Source organism: Rhodobacterales bacterium HKCCA1288, from assembly GCA_015693905.1.
Lineage (GTDB): Bacteria > Pseudomonadota > Alphaproteobacteria > Rhodobacterales > Rhodobacteraceae > M30B80.
This window is the reverse complement of record CP065161.1, coordinates 1,261,217-1,283,560: the sequence shown is the minus strand read 5'-3', so window position 1 is coordinate 1,283,560 and position 22,344 is coordinate 1,261,217. Positions and strand designations below refer to the sequence as shown.

Sequence of the window (22,344 nt, the reverse complement as noted above, 5' to 3'; positions counted from 1 at the left end):
TCTGTAGCCTACTACGGCAACGCTGATCAGGCCCATCGCCGCAGAATGTTCTGTGAACTTGTCGGCCTGGCTTCAGGTTTGGTCCTCTTCAGCCTCGAATAGGCTGTGTTGCCCACGCCGAAAAGTCTCGGCTGGACATAGGGACATCGCCGTTCGCCGCCGTCTAACGAGCTGGATGATCCGACCTGGTCATTTCTGCGAGCTTGCCGATTGATCTCTCGACTTTCGCGTACTCGCATGGCGCTTGACCTTCCAATCGTTGGAACCCTTATCTCGACATGTGAGCAATGATTCGAACTCGAAAGGACAAGCCATGAAAGCTCACACGGATAGGCCGCCGCGGACGGGCGGGACGGTGCGGATCCCGATAGAAGGCATGACCTGCGCCTCCTGTGTTGGCCGGGTCGAACGAGCGCTGTCGGCAGTGCCCGGTGTGCTGTCGGCCAACGTCAACCTCGCGACCGAGTCTGCGGAGGTGCGTATCGCCAAGCCGTCCCTTCGGCCGGAACTGATCCGAGCGATCGAGGCGACAGGCTATGCTGTGCCTGGACAGACGATCGTGCTCGCCGTTGACGGCATGACGTGCGCGTCTTGCGTCGGCCGTGTCGAGCGGGCGATTCAGGCCATCCCCGGTGTCACCAGAGCCAGCGTTAATCTCGCGACCGAGCAGGCGACCGTCGAGGGCACAGCGGACGTATCGACGCTGATCGCCGCCGTCGCGGAAACCGGATACACAGCCCGGGAAGTCTCCCAACAGGCCGGTGACGAGGAAGGAAAAACAGCGCGCAAGGATGCCGAACAGGCGGCCCTAAGACGTGACCTTAGCCTTGCCGCGGTGCTGACCCTGCCGGTCTTCGTGCTTGAGATGGGCAGCCACCTCATTCCCGGCATGCACGCACTGATCGGGTCCACAATTGGGCATCAGGCGAGCTGGCTCCTTCAATTCGCGCTCACGAGTTTCGTGCTCGCGGTGCCGGGACTGCGTTTCTACACCAAGGGCATCCCGGCGCTCCTCCGTGGCACGCCCGACATGAACAGCTTGGTCGCGGTGGGGACGTTGGCGGCCTACTTCTACTCGGTCGTAGCGACCTTTGCGTCGGGTGTTCTCCCCGACGGCACAGTGAACGTCTACTACGAGGCCGCGGCGGTGATCGTCACGCTCATCCTGCTGGGTCGCTACCTGGAGGCGCGCGCCAAGGGTCGAACCTCCGAAGCGATCAAGCGGCTCGTCGGGCTCCAGGCCAAGACGGCCCGCGTGCGTCGCGAGGGCACGGTGATGGAGATCCCGGTGGCCGATGTCACCGCGGGCGATATTGTCGAGATCCGACCGGGCGACCGGTTGCCCGTGGACGGCGAAGTTGTCGAGGGTGAAAGCTACGTCGACGAGTCGATGATTACGGGAGAGCCGGTCCCCGTTGCCAAGAGCGCCGGCGCGCAGGTTGTCGGTGGCACGGTGAACCAGAACGGCGCCTTGGCCTTCCGCGCAACCGCGGTAGGCGGTGACACGATGCTGTCGCAGATCATCCGGATGGTCGAGGCGGCACAAGGCTCGAAACTGCCGATCCAGGCGCTCGTCGACCGTGTGACCATGTGGTTCGTCCCGGCGGTGATGACGCTGGCAGCCCTGACCTTCGGTGTCTGGTTGATCTGGGGGCCCGATCCCGCGCTGACCTTCGGCCTCGTGAATGCTGTGGCCGTGCTGATCATCGCGTGCCCCTGCGCCATGGGCCTCGCAACGCCGACCTCGATCATGGTCGGGACGGGGCGCGGCGCCGAAATGGGTGTGCTCTTCCGCAAGGGTGAAGCCCTGCAGCTTCTCAAGGAGACACGGGTGGTCGCGCTCGACAAGACCGGCACGCTGACCGAGGGCAAGCCCGCGCTCACTGATCTCGAACTTGCGGAGGGATTCGACCGGGCGGAGGTACTGGAGCTGGTTGCCGCGGTCGAGGATCGGTCCGAGCATCCTATCGCGCGGGCTATCGTCGAGGCGGCGCAAGCAGAAGGGGCAGGGTCGCTTCCTGTCGCGGGGTTCAACTCCGTGACTGGCTACGGCGTCGAGGCGACGGTTGCGAACAGACGCGTCCAGATCGGTGCCGACCGTTACATGCGCAAGCTCGGCCTCGCTATCGACGCGTTCGACCAGACGGCCGAGCGCCTTGGCGACGAAGGCAAGACGCCGCTCTATGCTGCCATCGACGGCAAACTTGCTGCGATCATCGCCGTGGCCGATCCGATCAAAGAGACAACCTCCGAGGCAATTTCGGCGCTCCACGCTCTCGGCCTCAAGGTCGCGATGATCACCGGCGACAATGCGCGCACGGCCGATGCCATCGCCCGTCGGCTCGGGATCGACGAGGTCGTGTCCGAAGTGCTGCCCGACGGCAAGGTCGAAGCCGTGAAGCGACTGAAGGCTCTAGGCCGGCTGGCCTATGTCGGGGACGGCATCAACGACGCCCCGGCGCTCGCCGAAGCGGATGTGGGCCTCGCCATAGGAACCGGCACGGATGTGGCCATCGAGGCGGCCGACGTGGTCTTGATGTCGGGCAGCCTGAGAGGCATCCCCAATGCCATTGCACTCAGCCAGGCTACTATCGGCAACATCCGGCAAAACCTGTTCTGGGCCTTCGCCTACAACACGGCGCTGATCCCGGTCGCTGCCGGCGTTCTCTATCCGGCCTTCGGTATCTTGCTATCACCCGTCTTCGCGGCGGGCGCCATGGCAATGTCCAGCGTGTTCGTCCTCGGCAACGCGCTGCGGCTCAAGCGGTTTGCTGTTCCGTCGCCAGCCGATGCGCCTGCCGGCAGCTGGGCCGCTGCGCCCACGGCCGTTCCGGCGGAATGACCACGATCGCTCCGGGCTGTCCATGCCCGGGGCACTCACCGAAGCAGATTGAAGGAGCGGACCAGTGCAAAAGCGAACGAAGAACATGGCCCATGTCGTCCTCTACACCACGCCCACCTGTCCCGATTGCCGCCAGCTCAAGGCATGGATGGAGCGGAGCGGCATCGTCTACGAGGAACGTGATCTGGCCGAGCCGGAGGTGATGCAGGAAGCCAAGGCGCGCTACGGTGTGCGCGTTGCGCCGATCACGGTGATCGGGGACTGGTTCACCTATGGAACTTACTCCGAACAGAGACCCAGGATCGCAGCAGCGCTGAAGCTGTTTGAGGAGGAACGCACATGAACATCGGAGAAGCCGCCAAGAAATCCGGCGTTTCGGCAAAGATGATCCGCTACTATGAGCAGACCGGCCTGATCCCGCCCGCGCAGCGTACCGATTCCGGCTACCGGGACTACAGCGACCGAGACGTGCATATGCTCAGCTTCGTGCGCCGTGCCCGGGACCTCGGGTTTTCGGTCGAGGTGATCGGTGAACTGCTGGGGCTCTGGACGGATCAATCGCGCAGGAGCGCGGATGTTAGGCAGCTGGCAGAGGGCCATCTGAGCAACCTTCGCCGCAAGATCGAAGAACTTGAGGCCATGTCGGAGACGCTGGAGACGCTGATCGAGTCCTGCCACGGCGATCATCGCCCGGACTGCCCAATCATCGCCGATCTCGCGAAGACCGACCCAGGAAGCGGCCGAGGCAAGCCCAAGCCCCGGGCCGGTGCGATCGGGGCGGCAATTCAGACCGCAAAGCGCTGATTACATTGCCGTTTAGTCGGCCGCGCGTGCGTCGCCGCTGGCGGCATTAGGAGGGGAAGACATGGATCATGGACACTCAGGGCATCTGCCCAGCGGAGGTCGGGCTTTGACGATCTCGGCCTGGTTGACTGGCCTTTACTTCGTCGTCGAACTCGGGATCGGCATATGGACGGGTTCGATCGCGGTGATTTCCGATGCGTTCCATACCTTTTCGGCCGTTGGTGGTGTTCTTGTCGCCATCGTCGCAGCGCGGATCGCTCGACGTCCCGCCGACAGCGACCGGAGCTTTGGCTGGTACAGGGCCGAAATCGTCGGTGCGGCAATCAACGGGGCCTTTCTTCTGGCCATGGCGCTGTTCGTCATCGGAATGGCGGCGATGCGGCTTTCGGCACCGATCGATCTGCCGACTGGTCCGATGCTCTTGGCTGCCGCCGGAGGGCTTGTGACCGAGGTGATCTCGCTCGGACTGCTCTGGAAGGAAGGGCGCGGAGATCTGAACACGCGTGGGGCCGTCTGGCACATCGTGCAGACATTCGTTGGCAGTCTGCTCATCATCGTCACCGCACTCGTGATCCAGTTCACTGGCTTCCTGCTGATCGACCCGCTCCTCGGCATGGCCTTCGGCTTTGTCCTTGTTTGGGCGAGCTGGGGTATCCTGAAGGAGTCGATCCACATGTTGATGGAGGGAACGCCGGAAGATGTGGACTTGAATGATGTCATCGCGGCAATTGGCGGTCTCGAGGGCGTCGCCGACGTACATCACGTCCACGCATGGACGTTGACCAGTGGCAAGGACGTCTTTTCCGGGCACGTGCTGATGTCATCCGGTGCCGATGCCGCCGCGGTTTTGCCAGCCGCGCATGCTTTGCTGAAGGAAAAATTCGGCTTCTTCCTTATCACGCTTCAGGTTGAAGACAGATGCCTCGACGAAGCAGGAGCCGAGGACATCGATATTACGCGGACGCATGAAAGCGAGCATGGAGCTTCAGATAGGCTGGTAGCACCTGACCATTGATTCTCGTTTCTGTGCTCCCGGCGATCAGAAACATATTAATATCAATGATCTAGGCGGCGGAGAACGTTCGATTCCAGTCCCGTCCCCTCCGCCATCTTCCTTTATTTGGCGGTATAAAGTCGGGCCTGCTGCTTTGGTGGGGTCGTTTGGATGTTGCCGCTGCGTTAGTTCAGCAGCGAGATGGATGGGTCGATCTTGTCATCTTCGCGCAGCCAGTTGGGGAAGGCGGCGGTGGCCCATGTGGCTTTTGCATAGGTGCGAAACAGCACATCAAGCACGTTACGAAAATCTTGGATCGAGAGGGACATCGCATAGATTTCCGCAATGTCTTGGTGCGATTTGAACAGCAGGTTAAAGCCATCATTTGTCGGGACAAAGTCGATTGAATGACAGAGCCATGCCTGTTGATCATCGGCAAGTTTCACGGGCGCCACGCTTGGGGCGGCGGCGCGTTCTTGTCGGGCCACCTGTTGTTCAAGTTGGTTCAGCGTTGCGCTATGCGCAGACGCACCGCCGAGGCCCTTTGTGGTGGCGACCTCTGCGATCTTATCGGCGGCGACAGTCACAAAATTATCGCTCAATCGGCGGGTTAGCCAAAACGCAAAGGTCATGCCTTGCGCATCCACGCAATTGAGGCGCACGCGATCTTCGATGGGCACATATTCTGCGGTAAAGGTTTTGATCTGGCGCAGGGTGGGTTGTTTGTCGCGATTTTCCGTTTGCACAGTTCCGCTTTCGTCACACAGGCGTGGCAGGGGCCACAGAGCTATCGAACACCTGTCTCGCGTATAACAGCTTTCGCGTAAACCAAAAAAGGTTGCTCTAAATGGACAGGGAGCCATCTCTGGCCCCCTGTCGCATCGTGTTTTGATCTCGCCGATGATTACAGCATCTGCGACAGAAAATAGATCGGGGCCGCGATTGCAAAAGTTGCACAGGCCGCTTTCGACAGGCACACGGCGCAGGCTAGCGGGCCTTTACCGGTGGTCATTTCACCAAACCACCCCAAAAACGCACCGACTGCATAGCCCGCCGCTTCGCGTTTCAGCTGTTCTTGTTTGAGTGATGCCTGTGACTGGGCATAGCGCGCTTTGAGATCAATTTGACCTTGTTGCACCATGTCGCGGGTCATTGATTGGTCATTCATCCTCGCCTCCTAAATCAAGTCAGTCCCGCTGACTTAGTGCCGTGGCGCGAAAGGCAAGGCGTCAGGTTGAACTGCGGGCCGTATCCGAGATTTTCTCAAGTCTTGATTTTTTTCGCGCGATAAGAAAACGTAAAGCTTGGTAAAAAATTGAAAGTGAGACAAATGGAAGATCGGCCCGTGCGCAATATGGAGGAGTTTGCCGCCTTTTGCGGAGTGTCGCGTCCGACTGTGTCAAAATATTTTCACGACCCCGACAGCGTCCGCCCCGCCACCCGCGCCAAAATTGAGCAGGCGTTGGAGGAAAGCAATTATCGTCCCAATATCTTTGCGGTGAACCAGAACCGCAAACTGACGAAAAATATCGGCATTGTTTTGCCCTATCTGGCAGACCCGTTTTTTGCCGAAATCGCAAGGCGGATCGAGACATTGGTGATTGCGCAGGGGTTTCGTCCAATTTTGCTGAGCTCGCATGGCGATCCGCAGCTTGAGGTTGGCAATTTGGACGCACTACGCGCGATTAAGCCTGCGGCTGTTCTACTGGCCCCGCTTGGGCGCGCCTCTGATCGGGCGGCTTTGGAAAGCTTTTGCGCTGATGTGCCTACAGTGAATTTTGATGCCAATATTGAGGGGATCGGCGAGGCCTTTGTGGGTCACAACAACGAACAAGCAACCGATAAGATGGTCGAATATCTGACCCGCACAGGCGAGCCGCCCGTATTTTTCGAGATGCGCACGCCGCCCAACCCAAATGCGAATAAGCGCCGCTTGGCCTATATCGGCGCGATGGAGCGATTGGGGTTCGCACCACAGGTCGTGCAGGCCCATGGGGAAGGGTGGGCGCTCGAGGAGATCGGCTATAACGAAGGGCGGCGGGTGATTATGGAACGCGCCTTTTCAAGCAATACGATTTTTTGCAGTAATGACCGCTTGGCCATTGGCTTTTTGGCAGCGGCTTATGAATTGGGTTTGCGCGTGGGGCGCGAGGCGGATTGCGCGCTGCGGGTGGCGGGGCATGACAACCACCCCGTGGCGCGGTTTACCTGCCCGACCTTGACCACGATCTCGCATGATTATGCGCGCATTGCCACGAAAAGCGTTGAGACAATGATGGCTTTGATCGAGTCGGGCGAACGCGGCGATACCCGACAAGTGACGCTGTTTGATGGCGAGTTGATTATGCGCGCTTCGGCATAATCCAAGATTATCAAGGGCTAAAATAAAAATTTACACGCGTAAATTTTTTTATTGACGGGAAACAAGTCTTGTCAGTAACGTCTGTTCACTGAATAGAATCCTTGGGAGGAGTAGGATGACTATGAAACGCTCGTTGCTTGCAGCGACAGCTTTGTCTGTGCTGACTGCTGGCGCTGCGATGGCGCAGACCATCACAATCGCAACCGTAAACAATGGCGATATGATCCGTATGCAGGGCTATACGGATACATTCACAGAACAAACTGGTATCAATGTTGAGTGGGTGACCCTTGAGGAAAACGTGCTGCGTCAGCGCGTGACCACCGACATCACCACAAATGGTGGCCAGTTCGACATCATGACCATCGGCATGTATGAGGCGCCGATCTGGGGTTCTAATGACTGGCTTGTGCCTTTGGACGACCTCAGCGCCGAGTACGATGTGGCTGACCTTCTGCCCGCAATGGCAGGCGGTTTGAGCCATGATGGCACGCTTTACGCGGCACCTTTCTACGGCGAAAGCTCGATGGTGATGTATCGCACAGACCTGATGGAAGCAGCGGGTCTGGAAATGCCAGAAGCGCCAACTTGGGCCTTCATCCGCGAAGCGGCGGCAGCGATGACAGATCGCGCAAATGACATCAACGGCATCTGTCTGCGTGGTAAGGCAGGCTGGGGTGAAGGCGGCGCTTTCATCACTGCAATGTCCAACTCGTTTGGCGCACGTTGGTTCGACATGGACTGGAACGCACAGTTCGACACACAGCCATGGCGTGACACGTTGGAATTCTTTGTTGGCATGATGAATGAATCGGGCCCTGCGGGCTATGCCACCAACGGCTTCAACGAGAACCTGTCGCTGTTCCAGCAGGGCAAGTGCGGTATGTGGATTGACGCGACTGTTGCGGCATCCTTCGTCACCAACCCCAATGACTCGACTGTTGCAGATCACGTAGGTTTTGCCCTGGCACCTGATAATGGCCTTGGCAAGCGTTCCAACTGGCTCTGGGCTTGGGCCTTGGCTATCCCTGCGGGCACACAGCAAGCAGATGCAGCCAAGCAGTTCATCGAATGGGCGACTTCCAAAGAATATATCGAATTGGTTGCCGCCAATGAAGGTTGGGCAAACGTGCCTCCAGGCGCGCGCACCTCGCTCTATGAGAACCCCAACTACGCAGACGTTCCATTTGCAGACATGACACTTCGTTCGATCTTGTCCGCAGACCCGAACGACTCGACCGTAGAGCCAAGCCCCTATGTCGGCATTCAGTTCGCAGCGATCCCAGAATTTGCGGGCATCGCATCTGAAGTGAGCCAAGAATTCTCGGCAGTTTATGCAGGCCAGCAGTCGATTGATGAGGCTTTGGAAAAAGCACAAGCCATCACCAATGAAGCAATGGAAGCAGCGGGCTATCGCTAAGCGGTAACCCACCTCCCCAAGAACGTGGGAGGCGTCTCAAGGTCGCCTCCCACATTTTCCGACATCGCCCCCGTATTTGTTAATATATATTGACCAGACCCGATGTCTGTCCCGTGAAGGATTTGCCGATGGCCACCCAACATTCACGATCCGCTGCGCGTGTGATGATGGCCCCTGCCGTGATCTTGCTGCTTGGTTGGATGCTTGTTCCGTTGACCATGACCTTGTGGTTTTCGTTTCGGCAATATCTGCCGCTGCGCGGTGGCGACCAAGGCTTTATCGGGTTTGAGAATTACATCCGCTTTATCAGCTCAAGTTCGTTTTGGCCTGCGGTTCAAACCACCCTTGTGATCGTGCTCGGGGTTTTGGCCATCACTGTTATCCTTGGCATATTCCTCGCCATGCTGTTGGATCAGCCCATTTGGGGGCAGGGTGTCGTGCGGATCATGGTCATCGCGCCCTTTTTCGTTATGCCCACTGTATCGGCTTTGGTGTGGAAGAATATCTTTATGGATCCCGTCAATGGCCTGTTTGCGCATTTGTGGCGCGCCTTTGGGGCCGAACCTGTTGTGTGGTTGTCGGATGTGCCGATTACATCGTTGATCATGATTGTCTCGTGGCAATGGCTGCCTTTTGCCACGCTGATTTTACTAACCGCGATCCAATCTTTGGATGGTGAGCAACTAGAGGCCGCCGAAATGGATGGCGCAGGCCCTGTTGCACGGTTTTTCAATCTGGTGCTGCCGCATTTGGCGCGGGCGATCACGATTGTGATCTTAATCCAGACGATTTTCTTACTGTCTATTTTCGCCGAAATTTTTGTGACCACGGGCGGGGCCTTTGGCACGCGGACGCTGACCTACCTGATCTTCCAACGCGTGTTGGAAAGCCAGAATGTGGGTCTGGGGTCTGCGGGCGGGGTCTACGCCATCATCCTTGCCAATATTGTTGCCGTCTTCTTGATGCGCATCGTTGGCAAGAATTTGGACGCGTGAGGAGGAAACGCTATGGCCCGCGCAGTCACCCCAAACCGTAAGCTCATCAATACTTTGGTTGCATGGACGATTGGCTTTTTGATCTTCTTCCCGATTTTGTGGACGATCCTGACAAGCTTCAAAACCGAGGCGCAAGCGATCAATGACCCGCCTTTATTCTTGTTCTTTGACTGGACGCTAGAGAATTATGGCGTTGTGCAGGAGCGGTCGGACTACACCCGCTATCTGTGGAATTCGATCATCATCGCGTTTGGTTCAACCGCGCTTGGCCTGTTGGTGGCGATCCCTGCCGCTTGGGCTATGGCCTTTGTGCCGTCCAAACGCACCAAGGATATTTTGCTTTGGATGTTGTCCACCAAAATGCTGCCTGCGGTTGGGGTGCTTTATCCCATTTACCTGCTCTTCATTGAGCTTGGCCTTCTCGACAGCCGTTTTGGTTTGGTTGTGGTTATGATGCTCATCAACCTGCCGATCATTGTCTGGATGCTCTATACTTATTTCAAGGAAATCCCGAGCGAGATCCTAGAGGCCGCGCGGATGGATGGCGCCACCTTGCGCGAGGAAATCCTGTATGTGCTGACACCAATGGCTATTCCTGGAATTGCCTCAACCATTTTGCTCAATGTCATTTTGGCGTGGAACGAGGCGTTTTGGACATTGAACCTCACAGCGGCCAATGCGGCCCCGCTGACGGCCTTCATCGCCAGTTATTCTAGTCCAGAAGGGCTGTTCTACGCGAAGCTATCGGCAGCTTCGACCATGGCGATTGCGCCCATTCTTGTGATGGGGTGGTTCAGCCAGAAACAACTTGTGCGCGGCCTGACCTTTGGCGCGGTTAAATAAGCGGAGCGGAAATGGGACAGATCACATTAAACAAAGTGTCCAAGAAATTCGGGGATGTCGAAGTTATTCCGCCGCTAGATTTGGACATTAATGATGGCGAGTTTGTCGTCTTTGTCGGCCCATCAGGCTGCGGGAAATCCACGCTTTTGCGTTTGATCGCAGGGCTTGAGGATGTCAGCGATGGCGCGGTGATGATTGACGGGGTGAATGCAACTGACATTGCCCCAGCCAAGCGTGGTCTGGCGATGGTGTTCCAGTCTTACGCACTTTATCCGCATATGTCGGTGCGCAAGAATATCGCGTTTCCGCTGCGTATGGCGGGGCTGAGCAAATCGGAACAAGACGCCCGTGTTGCGCAAGCGGCAGAGGTGTTGAACCTAACGGATTATCTCGACCGTAAGCCAGGGCAATTATCGGGTGGTCAGCGCCAGCGCGTGGCCATTGGCCGTGCCATCGTGCGCGAGCCTGCCGCATTCTTGTTTGACGAGCCTTTGTCAAACCTAGATGCGGCGCTGCGGGTTGGGATGCGCCTTGAGATCAGCGAATTGCACAAGCGCCTGAAGACCACGATGATCTATGTGACCCATGATCAGGTCGAAGCGATGACCATGGCCGATAAGATCGTGGTCTTGCGTGCAGGCGTTATCGAACAGGTGGGCAGCCCGTTGGAGCTGTATCAGCGCCCGTGCAACACCTTTGTCGCAGGCTTTATCGGATCACCCAAGATGAACCTGTTAGGCGGTGATCTGGCTACACCTTATGGCGCCCATACGATTGGCATCCGCCCCGAGCATTTGGAAATTTCCACAAGCAAAGGCACATGGTCAGGACAGGTTGGTGTGTCTGAACATTTGGGGTCTGACACGTTTTTGCACGTTCAAATCGAGGGCCATGCCGAACCGATCACCGTGCGGATCTCGGGTGAGATGGACGTAGATTACGGCGCGACTGTGCATTTGACGCCAAACCCCGATCACATCCACCGCTTTGATGCAAAGGGGCTCCGCCAGTCATGACACGGCTTCTTGGGAAAAAGGCGCTGATCACGGGGGCTGCGCGCGGCATCGGATACGCGTTTGCGCAGCGCTACATTGCAGAAGGCGCAGAGGTTGCGATTGGCGACATTAACATCACCCGCGCCGGCGAGGCGGCAGCGGCGCTTGGCCCCAAGGCGTGCGCGGTTGAAATGGATGTGACAGACCAAGCCAGTATCGAAGCAGCCGTGGATCAGGTTGAATCCAATCTTGGTGGCATTGATATCTTGATCAACAATGCAGCGCTTTTCACCGCTGCCCCCATTGTCGAAATCACGCGCGCCGATTTTGACAAGGTCTTTGCGATCAACGTGGCGGGCGTTCTGTTTACCATGCAGGCTGTCGCCAAGAAAATGATTGCCCGCGGGCAGGGGGGCAAGATTATCAATATGGCCAGCCAAGCAGGGCGGCGCGGTGAGGCCTTGGTGGGAGTCTACTGTGCTTCTAAGGCGGCTGTGATCAGTCTGACCCAATCCGCAGGGCTGAACCTCATTTCCCATGGGATCAATGTGAATGCGATCGCGCCTGGTGTGGTGGATGGCGAGCATTGGGACGGGGTGGATGCGTTTTTTGCAAAATATGAGGGCAAGCCCCTTGGCCAGAAAAAGCGCGAAGTCGGCGAAGCCGTGCCTTTCGGGCGCATGGGGCAAGCTGAAGATTTAACAGGCATGGCCGTGTTTCTGGCAAGCGCGGATGCCGATTACATCGTGGCCCAGACATATAATGTCGATGGCGGGAATTGGATGAGCTGATGCGAGACGTGCCGATGATTGCCCTTAGCCAAGATAACCTTTCAAGCCTGCCTTCAAAGATTGCGCGGCCCAGTTATGATCGAAGTGCGCTTTCGGCGGGAATTGTTCATATTGGTCTTGGGAATTTCCACCGCGCGCACCAATCGTGGTATTTGCATCGCCTGATGGAGCAGGGTCTGGCGCATGATTGGGCGATTATCGGTGCAGGCGTGCGCCCTTACGATGACGTGCAGCGTCAAAAAATGCTGGCACAAGATTGCCTGACGACATTGATCAAGCTTGATCCCGAAGGTGTCTCTGCCGAAGTGGTCGGGTCGATGATTGATTACATCCCTGTGGTTGAGGGTAACGGCCCGCTGATCGCGCGCATGGCTGAGGCGGATATTCGGATTGTCGCCCTAACTGTGACCGAAGGTGGCTATTATATCGACCCTGTTACGCTCGGGTTTGATGCGGCGCATCCTGATATTGTGCATGATGTGGCCTATCCTGACCAGCCGCGCACGGCCTTTGGCGCGATTGTTGCGGCCTTGCGTCTGCGCCGTGCCAAGGGGCAGGGGCCAATCACGTTGCAATCTTGCGATAACCTACAGGGCAATGGCGCGGTTCTGCGTCAGACGATTGTGTCGCTTGCGCGTCTGATGGATGCTGATTTGGCCGATTGGATCAACACCGCCTGCAGCTTTCCCAATTCGATGGTGGATTGCATCGTCCCTGCGACAGGGCCGAATGAATTGGCCTTGGTCGAGGAGTTTGGACTGCATGATCAAGTGCCCGTCACCCACGAGGCCTTTCGCCAATGGGTGATCGAAGATGATTTTTGTGCGGGCCGCCCCGATTGGGATTTGGCCGGTGCGACCTTCTCGGATCACGTTCACGCGTTCGAGGCGATGAAAATTCGCATTCTAAACGGCGGACATCAGGTGTTGGCCAATGCAGGTGAGGTTCTGTCACTTGCCACAATCTCTGCTGCGATGGGGGATGCGGATGTTGCGCCCTTTTTTGCAAAAGTGGTGCGCGAGGAAATCGCGCCCCATGTGCAGCCCGTGCCAGATATGACCCCCGCCGATTATGTGACGCTGATTGAACGGCGCTTTGGAAATGAGATGATTGTCGACACAACGCGCCGCGTGGCGTTTGATGGCTCGTCCCGTCATCCAGGTTTTGTGCTGCCTTCGTTGCGCGATGGTTTGGAAAAGGGCAGCTCAATTTCAGGGCTCGCTTTGGTCGAGGCCGCATGGGCGCGCATGTGTGCCGCTACCCGCGAAGATGGAACAGTGATTGAAGCGAATGACCCTAATTGGTCTGATTTGCATCAGACGGCGCTTGTCGCAAAATCTGATCCAATGGCATGGCTTTCTATGTCGCGGATCTATGGTGATCTGGCCGATGATCCGCGCTTTGCGACAGCCTTTTGCGATTGGTTGACTTTGATTTGGTCGCAAGGGTTGCGCGCTGCTTTGCGCGCCTATGTGGCGGCGGATTAAGCCCTTGGCATTTGCAGGGTCTTTGCGCCTATAGTCGGGGCACAGATCTTCGACAACAAAGGCCCGCAGCATGAAGCTAGAATTTCACCATATCAATTTCGTCTCCGAAGATGTGGATCGGTTGCACGCGTTCTACACGGGTGTTTTGGGGTTGGACGACATCCCAATCCAATCTTTCCCGCGCCCTGAGGCAACATCGCAAAGCGGGTATGATGGTAAAATTCGTTTTGCCACGGATGGGCAGATGCAGATGCATCTTGCCACAAAGGATTTGTCTGTCGCCTTTCGCAATGGCGAGGTGATCAACCCTGTCGAACGCGGTCATATTGCCTTTCGCACAGATGACATTGCAGCCTTTATGGCCCTGCTTGACCAACATAACATTCCTTATTCCGATTACGGCACTGCCTTTGCGAAAGAATGGCATCAGGTCTTTTTCCATGATCCCGAGGGCAATGTGATCGAGGTGCACCAAGCTGTATGATGGGGGGTCTGTGGCTTCTCTTTGGGGCGGCCTTCCTTGCGGCAAGCCTAATCCCTGCGCAATCTGAGGCGGTCTTGGTTGGGCTAATCCTGGGCCAGACCTATCCCGTCTGGCTGTTGGTCTTGGTCGCTGGGATTGGCAATGTTCTGGGCTCTTGTGTTAATTGGGGCTTGGGGCGCGTGGCTGAGACACAAGCCGATAAACGCTGGTTTCCGATATCCCGCGCGAATTTGGCCCGTGCGCAAGACCGCTATCAGCGTTGGGGTTGGATCAGCCTTTTGGCCTCATGGGTGCCAATTATCGGTGATCCGATTACGCTTGCCGCAGGGGTGATGCGCGAGCCTCTTTGGCGGTTTGTATTGGTTGTCAGCATCGCCAAATTTGGTCGATATATCGTTTTGGCGACCACTGTTTTGGGTGCTGTGCATTTCTTTTGAGATGGGGGGTTTCCAGCGGGCATTCTCTCTCTATCTCCCCCCTTACACAGATCAAAGCCGAGGAAAAAATAATGAGTGATTGTGGATGCGGACGTTCGCCAACGGGTAAATGTGTGGGTTGGCATAATCTGACCGAAGAAGAATATCTCGAAAAGAAAGCCGCTTGGGAAAAGCGTCAGGCCGAAAAAGACGCCAAGTGATCCGCGCGGCACTCAAACGGTTTGGGGGTTGAGAAAGAGACTGATCTGCGTGCCGCTTTGGCCGCTCTTGATCTCAAGACCAATTCCCAAATCTGCCGCGCGCCGCCGCATTCCCATTAGGCCATAGCCTTGTCGGGGCTCTGCCGTGACATCGAAGCCGCGGCCATTATCACTGACCCGCACCAGATCCTGTTGGGTATAGATGCGGATTGAACTGGCATTCGCGTGTTTGATCGTATTGGTGATTGCCTCCTGCACGATACGCGCAACGGCCAGATTATGAGATGGGCCTTGATGTGGAATTTGAGGTTCCTCTTCAACCTGCCAATCAAAGCTGAGATTGTGGTCATTCATCAAAGGCTCGAGCCTTTCGCGCATCATGCCTAAAAGTGTGGCCAAGGAATGACTGTTTTCCAACCCGTCCAACATTAACCCAAGATCGCGGAGAGCCTCGGAGAGGGAGGCGCGGATCACATCATCGCCGCGCCCATGATTGTCGATATAGGCGATGGTATTGGCCAAAATCCCCCCAACCCCATCGTGCAAATCCAGCAAAATTCGCGAACGTTCTTTGTCAATCGCACTTTTCTCGCGTTCGCGTGCCAAGGTTTCATAGCTTAACGCCAATTCGGCTTGGATTTCCTCAGCCAAACGCTCCAATTCGCCAGCGCGAGCTTTGCTGGTTTTCATTGCGGTGATGAGCTGTGAGATAAAGAGGTAAATCGCCACCGAAGCCAAAAAGACAGGCGCAAGATGGAACAGGGACAGGGGCGTAAGGGCGGTGGGGCTGAGGGTGAGGACAATTTCAAACATCCCTGCCGCAAGCGGAACGCAGAAGCAAAAGAAGAACAACACAAAGGTGCCTTGTCCCATATTCCTTCGATGCACCCAAAAGGTCGTCAAAACCACTGTTCCAAAAAATATGTTGGTCGAGTTTAACGCAGCCCCATATAGCAGCGCATAGCCTTCGGGCATGATCGTTGCGGCGTAGAGGAAAGAGAGCCCAATGAGCAGCGTGAAACTGGCCTCAATCATGGGCAGCTTAACCCCGAAAAAGCGCGTTACAAATTTTAGCAGGAACAACACATAAAGCGCAGGCATGGTTGTCCAGATCACCGTCCAGAGGGGATAAGGCAACAAGGCAACGGGCGTGGTGAAATGGGTCAGGAACACAATCGCACAAAGCGCTGATGCGGCAAGCCAGAGATGGATTTCTTCATCGGGCAGGGCGCGGCGCACAATCAAATGGCCAAAAAACAAAAGCACCGACATCGCTTGTGCAAATACGGCCAAGTCGATGGCAACACGGTCGCGCAGGATTTTGCGGGCTGTCAGTATTTCACTTGGACCAAGGAAAACGGGCCAAAGCTGCAGACCTTCTTGCCCGAACCCTTGCACCCGAAGATCAAGCACTATGGTGTTTTCTGGTGCCGTAGCTTCGTTGATATCAACGAGAATGGAGCGGTTCCATTGCCGTGTTTCCAAAGGCTCAAGCGTTTGGATGATCGTGCCGTTCGCTGTGATTTCGAGGCTGCGTTTTACCCGTGGTAAAAATATCGCCAAAGGGCGCTGTAGCCCGTCAAGCTCTGCCGTGATCCGAAACCTTGGGTCATGAATATCTGCGCTGCCACGGGCGGGTATGTTATAGGGCAGGGTGACGGGGGTGCCCGTATCACAGGCTGCTGCGGTGGGCGGCATCGGGCACAGCACCGCTTCGGTGATCATAAGCGTGCCTTCGATGGGCTGCACATTGCCAAAACGCACGAAAATCATGACCAACAAGACGAGGCCTGTCAGAAATATGGCCATGCCCCCGTTCAACAGATAGGCTTTAAGCGAAACGGGATCGGCCGCACCCCTGTGCGCCGTGCTGTTGGTCAAAGTAGCCCCATCCGTGTTGCGGTTGCCACGGCTTGCAAGTTCGAGGCGACCCCTAATTTGCGATAGATGGAGTTGATGTGATTGCCGACTGTCCCCTCGCTGATGGATAGCTTTTGGGCGATCTCGCGCCTTTTATAGCCCCGAGAAACAGCATTTAGGATTTCCATCTCACGCTCACTGAGGGGGCATTTCCCCATTTCAATTTCGGCGGTGTGATATTCGCGGGTCACAATTCCCAAAAGGTGGCGGGCAATCGATGGGCTGATGGGGCTGCCACCCTTAAGGATCGCGTGAATATCTGCCCCTACTTGGTCAATGGGGCCGCCTTTTAGAATATAGCCTTTTGCGCCAGCGCGGATTGCTTCAACCACGCGGGCCTCATCCCCGAAGATAGAAATCACCAGCGTATCAATGGGCCAATCCGCTTGCGCGGCGGCGCGGATTGCCTCGATGCCCGAACCATCTGGCAGGCCAAGATCAACCAAAACCACCCTTGGTTTTTTGTCGTAAATCAAATCAAGGCCATCGCTGAGATGCGTGGCGGTTCCCACAACGCAGAGACCCTCTGTTTCATTCACTGCGGTTTGCAGCCGTGAAAGAATTTCGAGCTTATCTTCAAGGATGATGACTGAATGCATCTTCGCCCCCGCCGAGCCTTTGGGCGTTCAGTGCCCCGTTTCATGCCCTTATTTTGGCACTTCTCGACTGCATGAGTATATATGATTCTATATATTTTTTAGATGCGAATCCAATGTTACCTAAGCTCTTGGAAAGACGCATAGGTTTAGGGGAAAATTAGGGGGCTGAGATATGTTTGACCCAAGTGGGCGCACCTATCGCCGTGCATCGTGGCATAATGCGCTGTCTTCATTTGGAAAGGCCGTTCTGGCATTGGTCATATTGGCCACTTTGAGCATGGGCGTGATTTAAGCGCGCAATCAAATACATCGAACGAAAAAGACGGGGCGCGTGACGGCGTATGGGGTGGGAAAGTCGCCCCATACGCCGTTTTCGTTTTGATGGTAAAAGCGGAAATTAGGCAAATCAAAAAAATTATCATTTTGATCTTTTATGATAGGTAGTAATTTTATAGGCTCGGCTTAAGCAGCGCTGCCCATTTAGGAGTTTGGGACGGCGTTTTGGTTTCGTATGTTAGTTGGTGAGGGTAGTTTGATGTCAAAGCAGATGGCGCTGGTCGATCTTAATCTATTGGCCGAAACAAGCCGATTTCCAGTTTTGAAAGGTTTTATGCGTTCGCCAGCGCATTGGGAATTGCTGTGCAATATCTATGTCCTAGATGGCGATGAAACCTATGGCATCAACGACTATATCGACATGTGCAAAACGGGCAGTGTGACCCGATTGACGCTGTCCAATTTCCTACGCGCGCAAATTTCGAATGGCGCTTTGGAGGTGCAATTTGGCGCCAAGAAAAGCCGCAAAACCCTGACCTTGTCCAACAGCCTGAAGGCAGAGGTCGAGAACTACTTTGCGCTTCGCACTCGCTTGATGAAAGAGCAAGCCTAAGCCAAAACGCGCCCTGAACTGCGCCGCAAGTCGCCTTTGGCAGGCGCAGTGTCGCAGCATTGAGGGCGCAGATTGGTGAAATAGGTGTTTCACATGCCCCATGGCAGGGTTTATCAGCGTGATAGCAAACGCAATTGGCCGCGCCTATCTTGCGGATATGAACCTTGGGCTATCATTTTGGGGGATGGTTGGTGATGACCTCTTTTTCAGGACTTTCAAATAAACTCACTGGGCTGACACGGCGCAGCTTGATAGCGGCGGCCGTTGGCTTTGCCGCGCTTCCCTCGATGTCTCTGGCGCAAGAAGTGACGTTACGACTTCACCAATTCTTGCCCGCACAATCCGTTGTGCCTGCGCAGATTTTGGATGTCTGGGCCGATACTGTCGAAGCGGCCTCTGGCGGTCGGATTGAGATTGAACGCTATCCATCGATGCAGCTTGGCGGCACGCCGCCTGAATTGATTGACCAACTCCGCGATGGTGTGGCGGATATTGTTTGGACTGTGGTGGGCTATACGCCGGGCCGCTTCCCAACCACTGAGGTTTTTGAGCTGCCCTTCATGGTCGAAGATGCAGCAGCGGCCTCATACGCCTATTGGACGATGTTCGAGCGGCACATGGCGCAAGGCGAATTTGCAGATTATCATGTTTTGGGGACTTGGGTTCATGGCCCAGGCGTGTTCCATGCCAATGCGCCCATTTCAGTGCCCAGTGACCTTGAGGGGATGAAAATCCGTGGTGGCTCGCGACTTGTGAACCAATTGCTAGAGCAATTGGGGGCTGAGCCAGTTGGTATGCCTGCCCCCGCTGTTCCCGAGGCACTCTCGCGGGGCGTGATTGATGGTGCGACCTTCCCGTGGGAGGTTACATCCTCTGTGCGCGTGGCTGAGTTGATCTCTTATCACACCGAATTCGAAGGGCCTGCTGTCTACAACCTGACCTTCGTTATGGCGATGAATAAGGATGTTTACGCGGGGCTGCCCGATGATCTGAAGGCGGTCATTGACGCAAATTCAGGGCTAGAGTTCTCGGTTTTTGCAGGACGCACACAGCAAGCCGCCGATGCGCCTGCACGCGATATTGCTGTTGATTTGGGAAATGAGATCATCACGATCCCAGAGGCGGATGCAGCCCAATGGCGCGATCTTGCCGCGCCCGTATACGAGGCATGGGTGGCCGATATGGCGTCGCAGGGGCGTGATGGCGCGGCTCTGATTGACGAGGCGCGCGCCTTGATGGCCGAATATGAGGCCGCAAACCCCTAAGCCCAAGTGGAAGGGGATATGCGCCCCATGTTGGACAGGTTCACTCATCGCGTGGCGATTGGAATGGCCCTCGCGGGGGGCATTGTTTTGTGCGCTGTGATTGTGATGGTGGGCCTGTCCGTTTTAGGGCGCGCCTCTAGCGACCTTGCTCATGGTCTGCGCGATAGCCTGCCTTTCGCACAAGCGCTGATTGATCTGGGCCTTGGGGCTATTCGTGGTGATTTTGAATTGGTCGAAGCGGCCCTAGGGTTTGTCATTTTCGCCTTCATGCCCCTTGCGTCTTTGCAGCGCGCGCATGCACGGGTTGACCTCTTGACCCCCTATCTGCCCCGTAGCGTGAAGAGGGGAAGCGATCATTTGAGCGCATGGGGATTTGCCACGGCATTTGCGGTCATGGCGGCTATGTTGTCGGTGGGAACATGGTCAAAATATCAATCAGGTCAGACCTCGTTCATCCTCGCCATTCCCGTATGGATGCCGCAAGCGGCGGCTGTCATTGCGGCTTGGGTGGCGGCCATAGTCGCGCTCTATGTGGCGATGCGCCAATTTGGGCAAGGGTCGCAAGATGAGTGATCTTTGGATCGGCATCCTGTCTTTTCCGACCTTGCTTGCGCTGATTTTTCTGCGCATTCCGATTGGGTTGGCGATGTTTGGGGTTGGCTTTTTGGGCCTGTGCGCCGTGCAGGGTGACGCCAGTTTGGCCTTAGGGCGGCTGCGCAGTGAAAGCTACACGACATTCGCAAATTATGCGCTCTTCATCATCCCGATGTTTCTATTGATGGGCCATTTCGCCACTTTGGGTGGAATGAGCCGTGCGCTTTTTGATGCGGCGGCCTCTTTCTTAGGGCATCGGCGGGGCGGGGTGGCGATGGCTGCGATTGGGGCCTGTGCGGGCTTCGGGGCCATTTGTGGCTCCTCTCTGGCCACAGCGGCCACGATGGGGCGGGTCGCCTTGCCCGAACTGCGCGCCAAGGGCTATTCGGGGGGGCTTGCCACCGCCACATTGGCGGCAGGGGGCACCTTGGGCATTTTGATCCCCCCCTCCATCGTTTTGGTGATCTATGCGATCCTTACGGAACAAAATATCGCTAAGCTTTTTGCCGCCGCGCTCATCCCTGGGGTTTTGGCGGCCCTGGGGTATATGGCGGCCATTGCGATTTATATGCGCCGCCACCCTCAGGAAGGCAGGCTGAGCCCGCGTGCCCCTTGGGCGATGCGCGCGCGGGCTTTGCGCGCAACTTGGCCTGTGTTGGCGGTGTTTTTGGTGGTGGTGGGCGGTATTTATGGGGGCATCTTCACCCCCACGGAGGGCGCTGCAATCGGTGCGCTTGGGGCGGGTGGTGTGGCTTGGGCGCAGGGCGGGTTGACGCGCGAAACCCTCGCGCAAAGCCTGCTGCAAACGGCCAGTTCGACCGCGATGATATTTTTTATCATTCTAGGCGCTGCCTATTTCAATGGATTTCTTGCCCTCACCCAAGTGCCGCAAGGCTTGGCCGAATGGGTTGGGGGGCTGGGATGGAACCCCTATGTGATCCTCTTGCTGATCTTGTGTCTTTACCTGCTGTTCGGCTGTGTCATGGACAGCTTGTCGATGATCCTTCTTACGATACCGATTTTTTTCCCTGTCATCTTATCCCTTGATTTTGGCTTGTTGGATTTCACCTCGCTACAGCTCGAGGCTGTGGCCGAGGTTCTGCGCGGTGATCTCTCTGGCTTTGCAGCGGATCAATTGGCCGAGGCGCGGGCCGCTCTTGAGGCAGGCCTCCCCCTTGCGCAAGATACGGCGCGGGCATTGGGGATCACTTTGACCGAGGCGCGTGTCGCGCGGATGGAGGCCGAATTGGTGGCTATTTGGTTCGGCATCCTTGTGCTGATTGTGGTGGAAACAGGGTTGATTACGCCACCCGTTGGGATGAACCTCTTTGTGATTTCCGCAATGGATCGCGACACGCCTGTCTCGGCCACGTATAGGGCGGTTCTTTATTTTGTCACCAGTGATCTCTTGCGCGTGGCCTTATTGGTGGCCTTTCCTGCGATCACGTTGATCTGGCTGATCTAAAGCTTGCTCGTGCCGCGCTGCGGGCTAGGATAGCAGAAATCTGAAAAACTTCGGCAGGGAGAGAGACGGCAATGGCAAAACTTGCATTTTTGGGCTTGGGCGTGATGGGCTATCCGATGGCGGGTCATCTGCAAAAAGCGGGTCACGAGGTGACAGTCTATAACCGCACCACAGCCAAGGCAGAGAAATGGGCGGCAGAGTATGGGGGCGGCTTCGCCACCACCCCGCGCGCTGCCGCCGAGGGCGCAGATGTGGTTTTGTCTTGCGTGGGCAATGACGATGATTTGCGCGCCGTTGTGCTAGGGGATGAGGGCGCTTTGGCGGGTATGGCCAAGGGCGCGCTTTACGTGGATCACACGACAGTTTCCGCGATTGTCACGCGTGAGCTTGGCGCAACCGCCGCCGCATCTGGCGTGGGTTGGGTTGATGCCCCCGTCTCAGGGGGGCAGGCAGGCGCAGAAAATGGACAGCTTGCCATCATGTGCGGTGGCGCGGAAGCCGATTTCGTCCGTGCAGAGAGCATCGTTGCCGCCTATTCCAAGGCGACAGTCCATTTCGGGGAATTGGGCAATGGCCAAATCACCAAAATGATCAATCAAGTCTGCATCGCAGGCGCTATTCAAGCCGTTTCTGAAGGGCTGTTTTTCGCTATGCAGGCAGGTCTTGATGCGAAAAAGGTGGCAGCCCTTGTGTCGCAAGGGGCGGGTGGGTCATGGCAATTGGCCAACCGCGCCGAGACAATGGTGGACAATAAGTTCAATCACGGATTTGCGGTGGATTGGATGCGCAAAGACCTCGCCATTGCCTTGGGGCAGGCCAAGGAATTGGGCATTTCACTGCCTGTGACTGCCATAGTGGATCAATATTACGGCGATGTGCAGGCTTTGGGGGGCGGACGTTGGGATACGTCTAGCCTGATCCAACGCTTCCGCAAATTGCATGATATGGATATCTAACG

General features: G+C 56.5%; 22 protein-coding genes. 18 read left to right on the top strand and 4 right to left on the bottom strand.

The genetic code is table 11. The features are described from left to right. The first annotated feature begins 313 nt into the window (after positions 1–313). From cadA to I3V23_06240, 4 genes are all read left to right on the top strand, one after another. Positions 314–2,842 (top strand): cadmium-translocating P-type ATPase, encoded by a 2,529-nt coding sequence (cadA, locus tag I3V23_06255; protein ID QPI86557.1) that lies wholly within the window; start codon positions 314–316, stop codon positions 2,840–2,842. 85 nt (positions 2,843–2,927) lie between these two features. Beyond that, positions 2,928–3,185: a glutaredoxin family protein gene (locus I3V23_06250; GenBank protein QPI86716.1), complete on the top strand. Its 258-nt coding sequence runs from the start codon at positions 2,928–2,930 to the stop codon at positions 3,183–3,185. Beyond that, positions 3,182–3,646: a Cu(I)-responsive transcriptional regulator gene (cueR, locus tag I3V23_06245; GenBank protein ID QPI86556.1), complete on the top strand. Its 465-nt coding sequence runs from the start codon at positions 3,182–3,184 to the stop codon at positions 3,644–3,646. Before I3V23_06250 ends, cueR begins: the two co-directional genes overlap by 4 nt. A gap of 61 nt (positions 3,647–3,707) precedes the next feature. Continuing rightward, positions 3,708–4,661: a cation transporter gene (locus I3V23_06240; GenBank protein ID QPI86555.1), complete on the top strand. Its 954-nt coding sequence runs from the start codon at positions 3,708–3,710 to the stop codon at positions 4,659–4,661. 164 nt (positions 4,662–4,825) lie between these two features. Here the strand turns inward: I3V23_06240 and I3V23_06235 are convergent, their stop codons facing one another. Next, positions 4,826–5,386: a hypothetical protein gene (locus tag I3V23_06235; protein QPI86554.1), complete on the bottom strand. Its 561-nt coding sequence runs from the start codon at positions 5,384–5,386 to the stop codon at positions 4,826–4,828. A gap of 158 nt (positions 5,387–5,544) precedes the next feature. Then, positions 5,545–5,808: a hypothetical protein gene (locus tag I3V23_06230; GenBank protein QPI86553.1), complete on the bottom strand. Its 264-nt coding sequence runs from the start codon at positions 5,806–5,808 to the stop codon at positions 5,545–5,547. A gap of 162 nt (positions 5,809–5,970) precedes the next feature. On the opposite strand from I3V23_06230, the gene I3V23_06225 reads away from it, so the two are divergent. From I3V23_06225 to I3V23_06185, 9 genes are all read left to right on the top strand, one after another. Next, positions 5,971–7,002, top strand: a complete 1,032-nt coding sequence (locus I3V23_06225) for a LacI family DNA-binding transcriptional regulator (GenBank protein ID QPI86552.1) — start codon at positions 5,971–5,973, stop codon at positions 7,000–7,002. Positions 7,003–7,117: 115 nt separating this feature from the next. Then, positions 7,118–8,422 (top strand): sugar ABC transporter substrate-binding protein, encoded by a 1,305-nt coding sequence (locus I3V23_06220; GenBank protein QPI86551.1) that lies wholly within the window; start codon positions 7,118–7,120, stop codon positions 8,420–8,422. Between the two features lie 128 nt (positions 8,423–8,550). Then, entirely contained in the window at positions 8,551–9,417 is an 867-nt protein-coding gene (locus I3V23_06215; protein ID QPI86550.1) for a sugar ABC transporter permease, read from the top strand. A 12-nt stretch (positions 9,418–9,429) separates the two neighbouring features. Next, positions 9,430–10,260 carry a carbohydrate ABC transporter permease gene (locus tag I3V23_06210; protein QPI86549.1) on the top strand — a complete coding sequence of 277 codons (831 nt, stop codon included), beginning with the start codon at positions 9,430–9,432 and terminating at the stop codon, positions 10,258–10,260. 11 nt (positions 10,261–10,271) lie between these two features. Further along, complete coding sequence (locus tag I3V23_06205) at positions 10,272–11,276, top strand: ABC transporter ATP-binding protein (protein ID QPI86548.1); 1,005 nt, start codon at positions 10,272–10,274, stop codon at positions 11,274–11,276. Further along, on the top strand, positions 11,273–12,046 hold the full coding sequence (locus I3V23_06200; protein QPI86547.1) for an L-iditol 2-dehydrogenase: 774 nt from the start codon (positions 11,273–11,275) through the stop codon (positions 12,044–12,046). The genes I3V23_06205 and I3V23_06200 overlap by 4 nt, the downstream gene beginning before the upstream one ends. After that, positions 12,046–13,533: a mannitol dehydrogenase family protein gene (locus I3V23_06195; GenBank protein ID QPI86546.1), complete on the top strand. Its 1,488-nt coding sequence runs from the start codon at positions 12,046–12,048 to the stop codon at positions 13,531–13,533. The genes I3V23_06200 and I3V23_06195 overlap by 1 nt, the downstream gene beginning before the upstream one ends. Positions 13,534–13,603: 70 nt before the next feature. Next, positions 13,604–14,017: a VOC family protein gene (locus tag I3V23_06190; protein QPI86545.1), complete on the top strand. Its 414-nt coding sequence runs from the start codon at positions 13,604–13,606 to the stop codon at positions 14,015–14,017. Continuing rightward, positions 14,017–14,454, top strand: coding sequence for a DedA family protein (locus tag I3V23_06185; protein QPI86715.1), 438 nt, complete (start codon positions 14,017–14,019; stop codon positions 14,452–14,454). Before I3V23_06190 ends, I3V23_06185 begins: the two co-directional genes overlap by 1 nt. 212 nt (positions 14,455–14,666) lie before the next feature. Here I3V23_06185 and I3V23_06180 read toward each other — a convergent pair whose 3' ends face one another. Together I3V23_06180 and I3V23_06175 are read right to left on the bottom strand one after the other, a co-directional pair. Then, entirely contained in the window at positions 14,667–16,463 is a 1,797-nt protein-coding gene (locus I3V23_06180; GenBank protein ID QPI86544.1) for a hypothetical protein, read from the bottom strand. Positions 16,464–16,531: 68 nt separating this feature from the next. Continuing rightward, a complete protein-coding gene (locus I3V23_06175) occupies positions 16,532–17,173 on the bottom strand; it encodes a response regulator transcription factor (protein QPI86543.1) in 642 nt (213 codons plus the stop codon). 535 nt (positions 17,174–17,708) lie between these two features. Between I3V23_06175 and I3V23_06170 the strand changes: the two genes are divergently transcribed. The 5 genes from I3V23_06170 to I3V23_06150 all read left to right on the top strand — a co-directional run bounded on the left by I3V23_06170 (position 17,709) and on the right by I3V23_06150 (position 22,342). Further along, positions 17,709–18,062, top strand: a complete 354-nt coding sequence (locus tag I3V23_06170) for a hypothetical protein (GenBank protein ID QPI86542.1) — start codon at positions 17,709–17,711, stop codon at positions 18,060–18,062. A 194-nt stretch (positions 18,063–18,256) separates the two neighbouring features. Then, on the top strand, positions 18,257–19,327 hold the full coding sequence (locus I3V23_06165) for a TRAP transporter substrate-binding protein (protein QPI86541.1): 1,071 nt from the start codon (positions 18,257–18,259) through the stop codon (positions 19,325–19,327). 27 nt (positions 19,328–19,354) lie between these two features. Beyond that, a complete protein-coding gene (locus tag I3V23_06160) occupies positions 19,355–19,900 on the top strand; it encodes a TRAP transporter small permease subunit (GenBank protein ID QPI86540.1) in 546 nt (181 codons plus the stop codon). Beyond that, positions 19,893–21,386 (top strand): TRAP transporter large permease, encoded by a 1,494-nt coding sequence (locus I3V23_06155; GenBank protein ID QPI86539.1) that lies wholly within the window; start codon positions 19,893–19,895, stop codon positions 21,384–21,386. The genes I3V23_06160 and I3V23_06155 overlap by 8 nt, the downstream gene beginning before the upstream one ends. 71 nt (positions 21,387–21,457) lie before the next feature. Further along, on the top strand, positions 21,458–22,342 hold the full coding sequence (locus I3V23_06150; protein QPI86538.1) for an NAD(P)-dependent oxidoreductase: 885 nt from the start codon (positions 21,458–21,460) through the stop codon (positions 22,340–22,342). The last annotated feature ends 2 nt before the right edge of the window (positions 22,343–22,344 follow it).

Excerpts from the sequence above, each read along its gene's own strand:
- cadA (QPI86557.1), top strand. The coding sequence starts at position 314 with ATGAAAGCTCACACGGATAGGCCGCCGCGGACGGGCGGGACGGTGCGG.
- I3V23_06250 (QPI86716.1), top strand. The coding sequence starts at position 2,928 with ATGGCCCATGTCGTCCTCTACACCACGCCCACCTGTCCCGATTGCCGC.
- cueR (QPI86556.1), top strand. The coding sequence starts at position 3,182 with ATGAACATCGGAGAAGCCGCCAAGAAATCCGGCGTTTCGGCAAAGATG.
- I3V23_06240 (QPI86555.1), top strand. The coding sequence starts at position 3,708 with ATGGATCATGGACACTCAGGGCATCTGCCCAGCGGAGGTCGGGCTTTG.
- I3V23_06230 (QPI86553.1), bottom strand. The coding sequence starts at position 5,808 with ATGAATGACCAATCAATGACCCGCGACATGGTGCAACAAGGTCAAATT.
- I3V23_06225 (QPI86552.1), top strand. The coding sequence starts at position 5,971 with ATGGAAGATCGGCCCGTGCGCAATATGGAGGAGTTTGCCGCCTTTTGC.
- I3V23_06220 (QPI86551.1), top strand. The coding sequence starts at position 7,118 with ATGACTATGAAACGCTCGTTGCTTGCAGCGACAGCTTTGTCTGTGCTG.
- I3V23_06215 (QPI86550.1), top strand. The coding sequence starts at position 8,551 with ATGGCCACCCAACATTCACGATCCGCTGCGCGTGTGATGATGGCCCCT.
- I3V23_06210 (QPI86549.1), top strand. The coding sequence starts at position 9,430 with ATGGCCCGCGCAGTCACCCCAAACCGTAAGCTCATCAATACTTTGGTT.
- I3V23_06205 (QPI86548.1), top strand. The coding sequence starts at position 10,272 with ATGGGACAGATCACATTAAACAAAGTGTCCAAGAAATTCGGGGATGTC.
- I3V23_06200 (QPI86547.1), top strand. The coding sequence starts at position 11,273 with ATGACACGGCTTCTTGGGAAAAAGGCGCTGATCACGGGGGCTGCGCGC.
- I3V23_06195 (QPI86546.1), top strand. The coding sequence starts at position 12,046 with ATGCGAGACGTGCCGATGATTGCCCTTAGCCAAGATAACCTTTCAAGC.
- I3V23_06190 (QPI86545.1), top strand. The coding sequence starts at position 13,604 with ATGAAGCTAGAATTTCACCATATCAATTTCGTCTCCGAAGATGTGGAT.
- I3V23_06185 (QPI86715.1), top strand. The coding sequence starts at position 14,017 with ATGGGGGGTCTGTGGCTTCTCTTTGGGGCGGCCTTCCTTGCGGCAAGC.
- I3V23_06180 (QPI86544.1), bottom strand. The coding sequence starts at position 16,463 with ATGGCCATATTTCTGACAGGCCTCGTCTTGTTGGTCATGATTTTCGTG.
- I3V23_06175 (QPI86543.1), bottom strand. The coding sequence starts at position 17,173 with ATGCATTCAGTCATCATCCTTGAAGATAAGCTCGAAATTCTTTCACGG.
- I3V23_06170 (QPI86542.1), top strand. The coding sequence starts at position 17,709 with ATGTCAAAGCAGATGGCGCTGGTCGATCTTAATCTATTGGCCGAAACA.
- I3V23_06165 (QPI86541.1), top strand. The coding sequence starts at position 18,257 with ATGACCTCTTTTTCAGGACTTTCAAATAAACTCACTGGGCTGACACGG.
- I3V23_06160 (QPI86540.1), top strand. The coding sequence starts at position 19,355 with ATGTTGGACAGGTTCACTCATCGCGTGGCGATTGGAATGGCCCTCGCG.
- I3V23_06155 (QPI86539.1), top strand. The coding sequence starts at position 19,893 with ATGAGTGATCTTTGGATCGGCATCCTGTCTTTTCCGACCTTGCTTGCG.
- I3V23_06150 (QPI86538.1), top strand. The coding sequence starts at position 21,458 with ATGGCAAAACTTGCATTTTTGGGCTTGGGCGTGATGGGCTATCCGATG.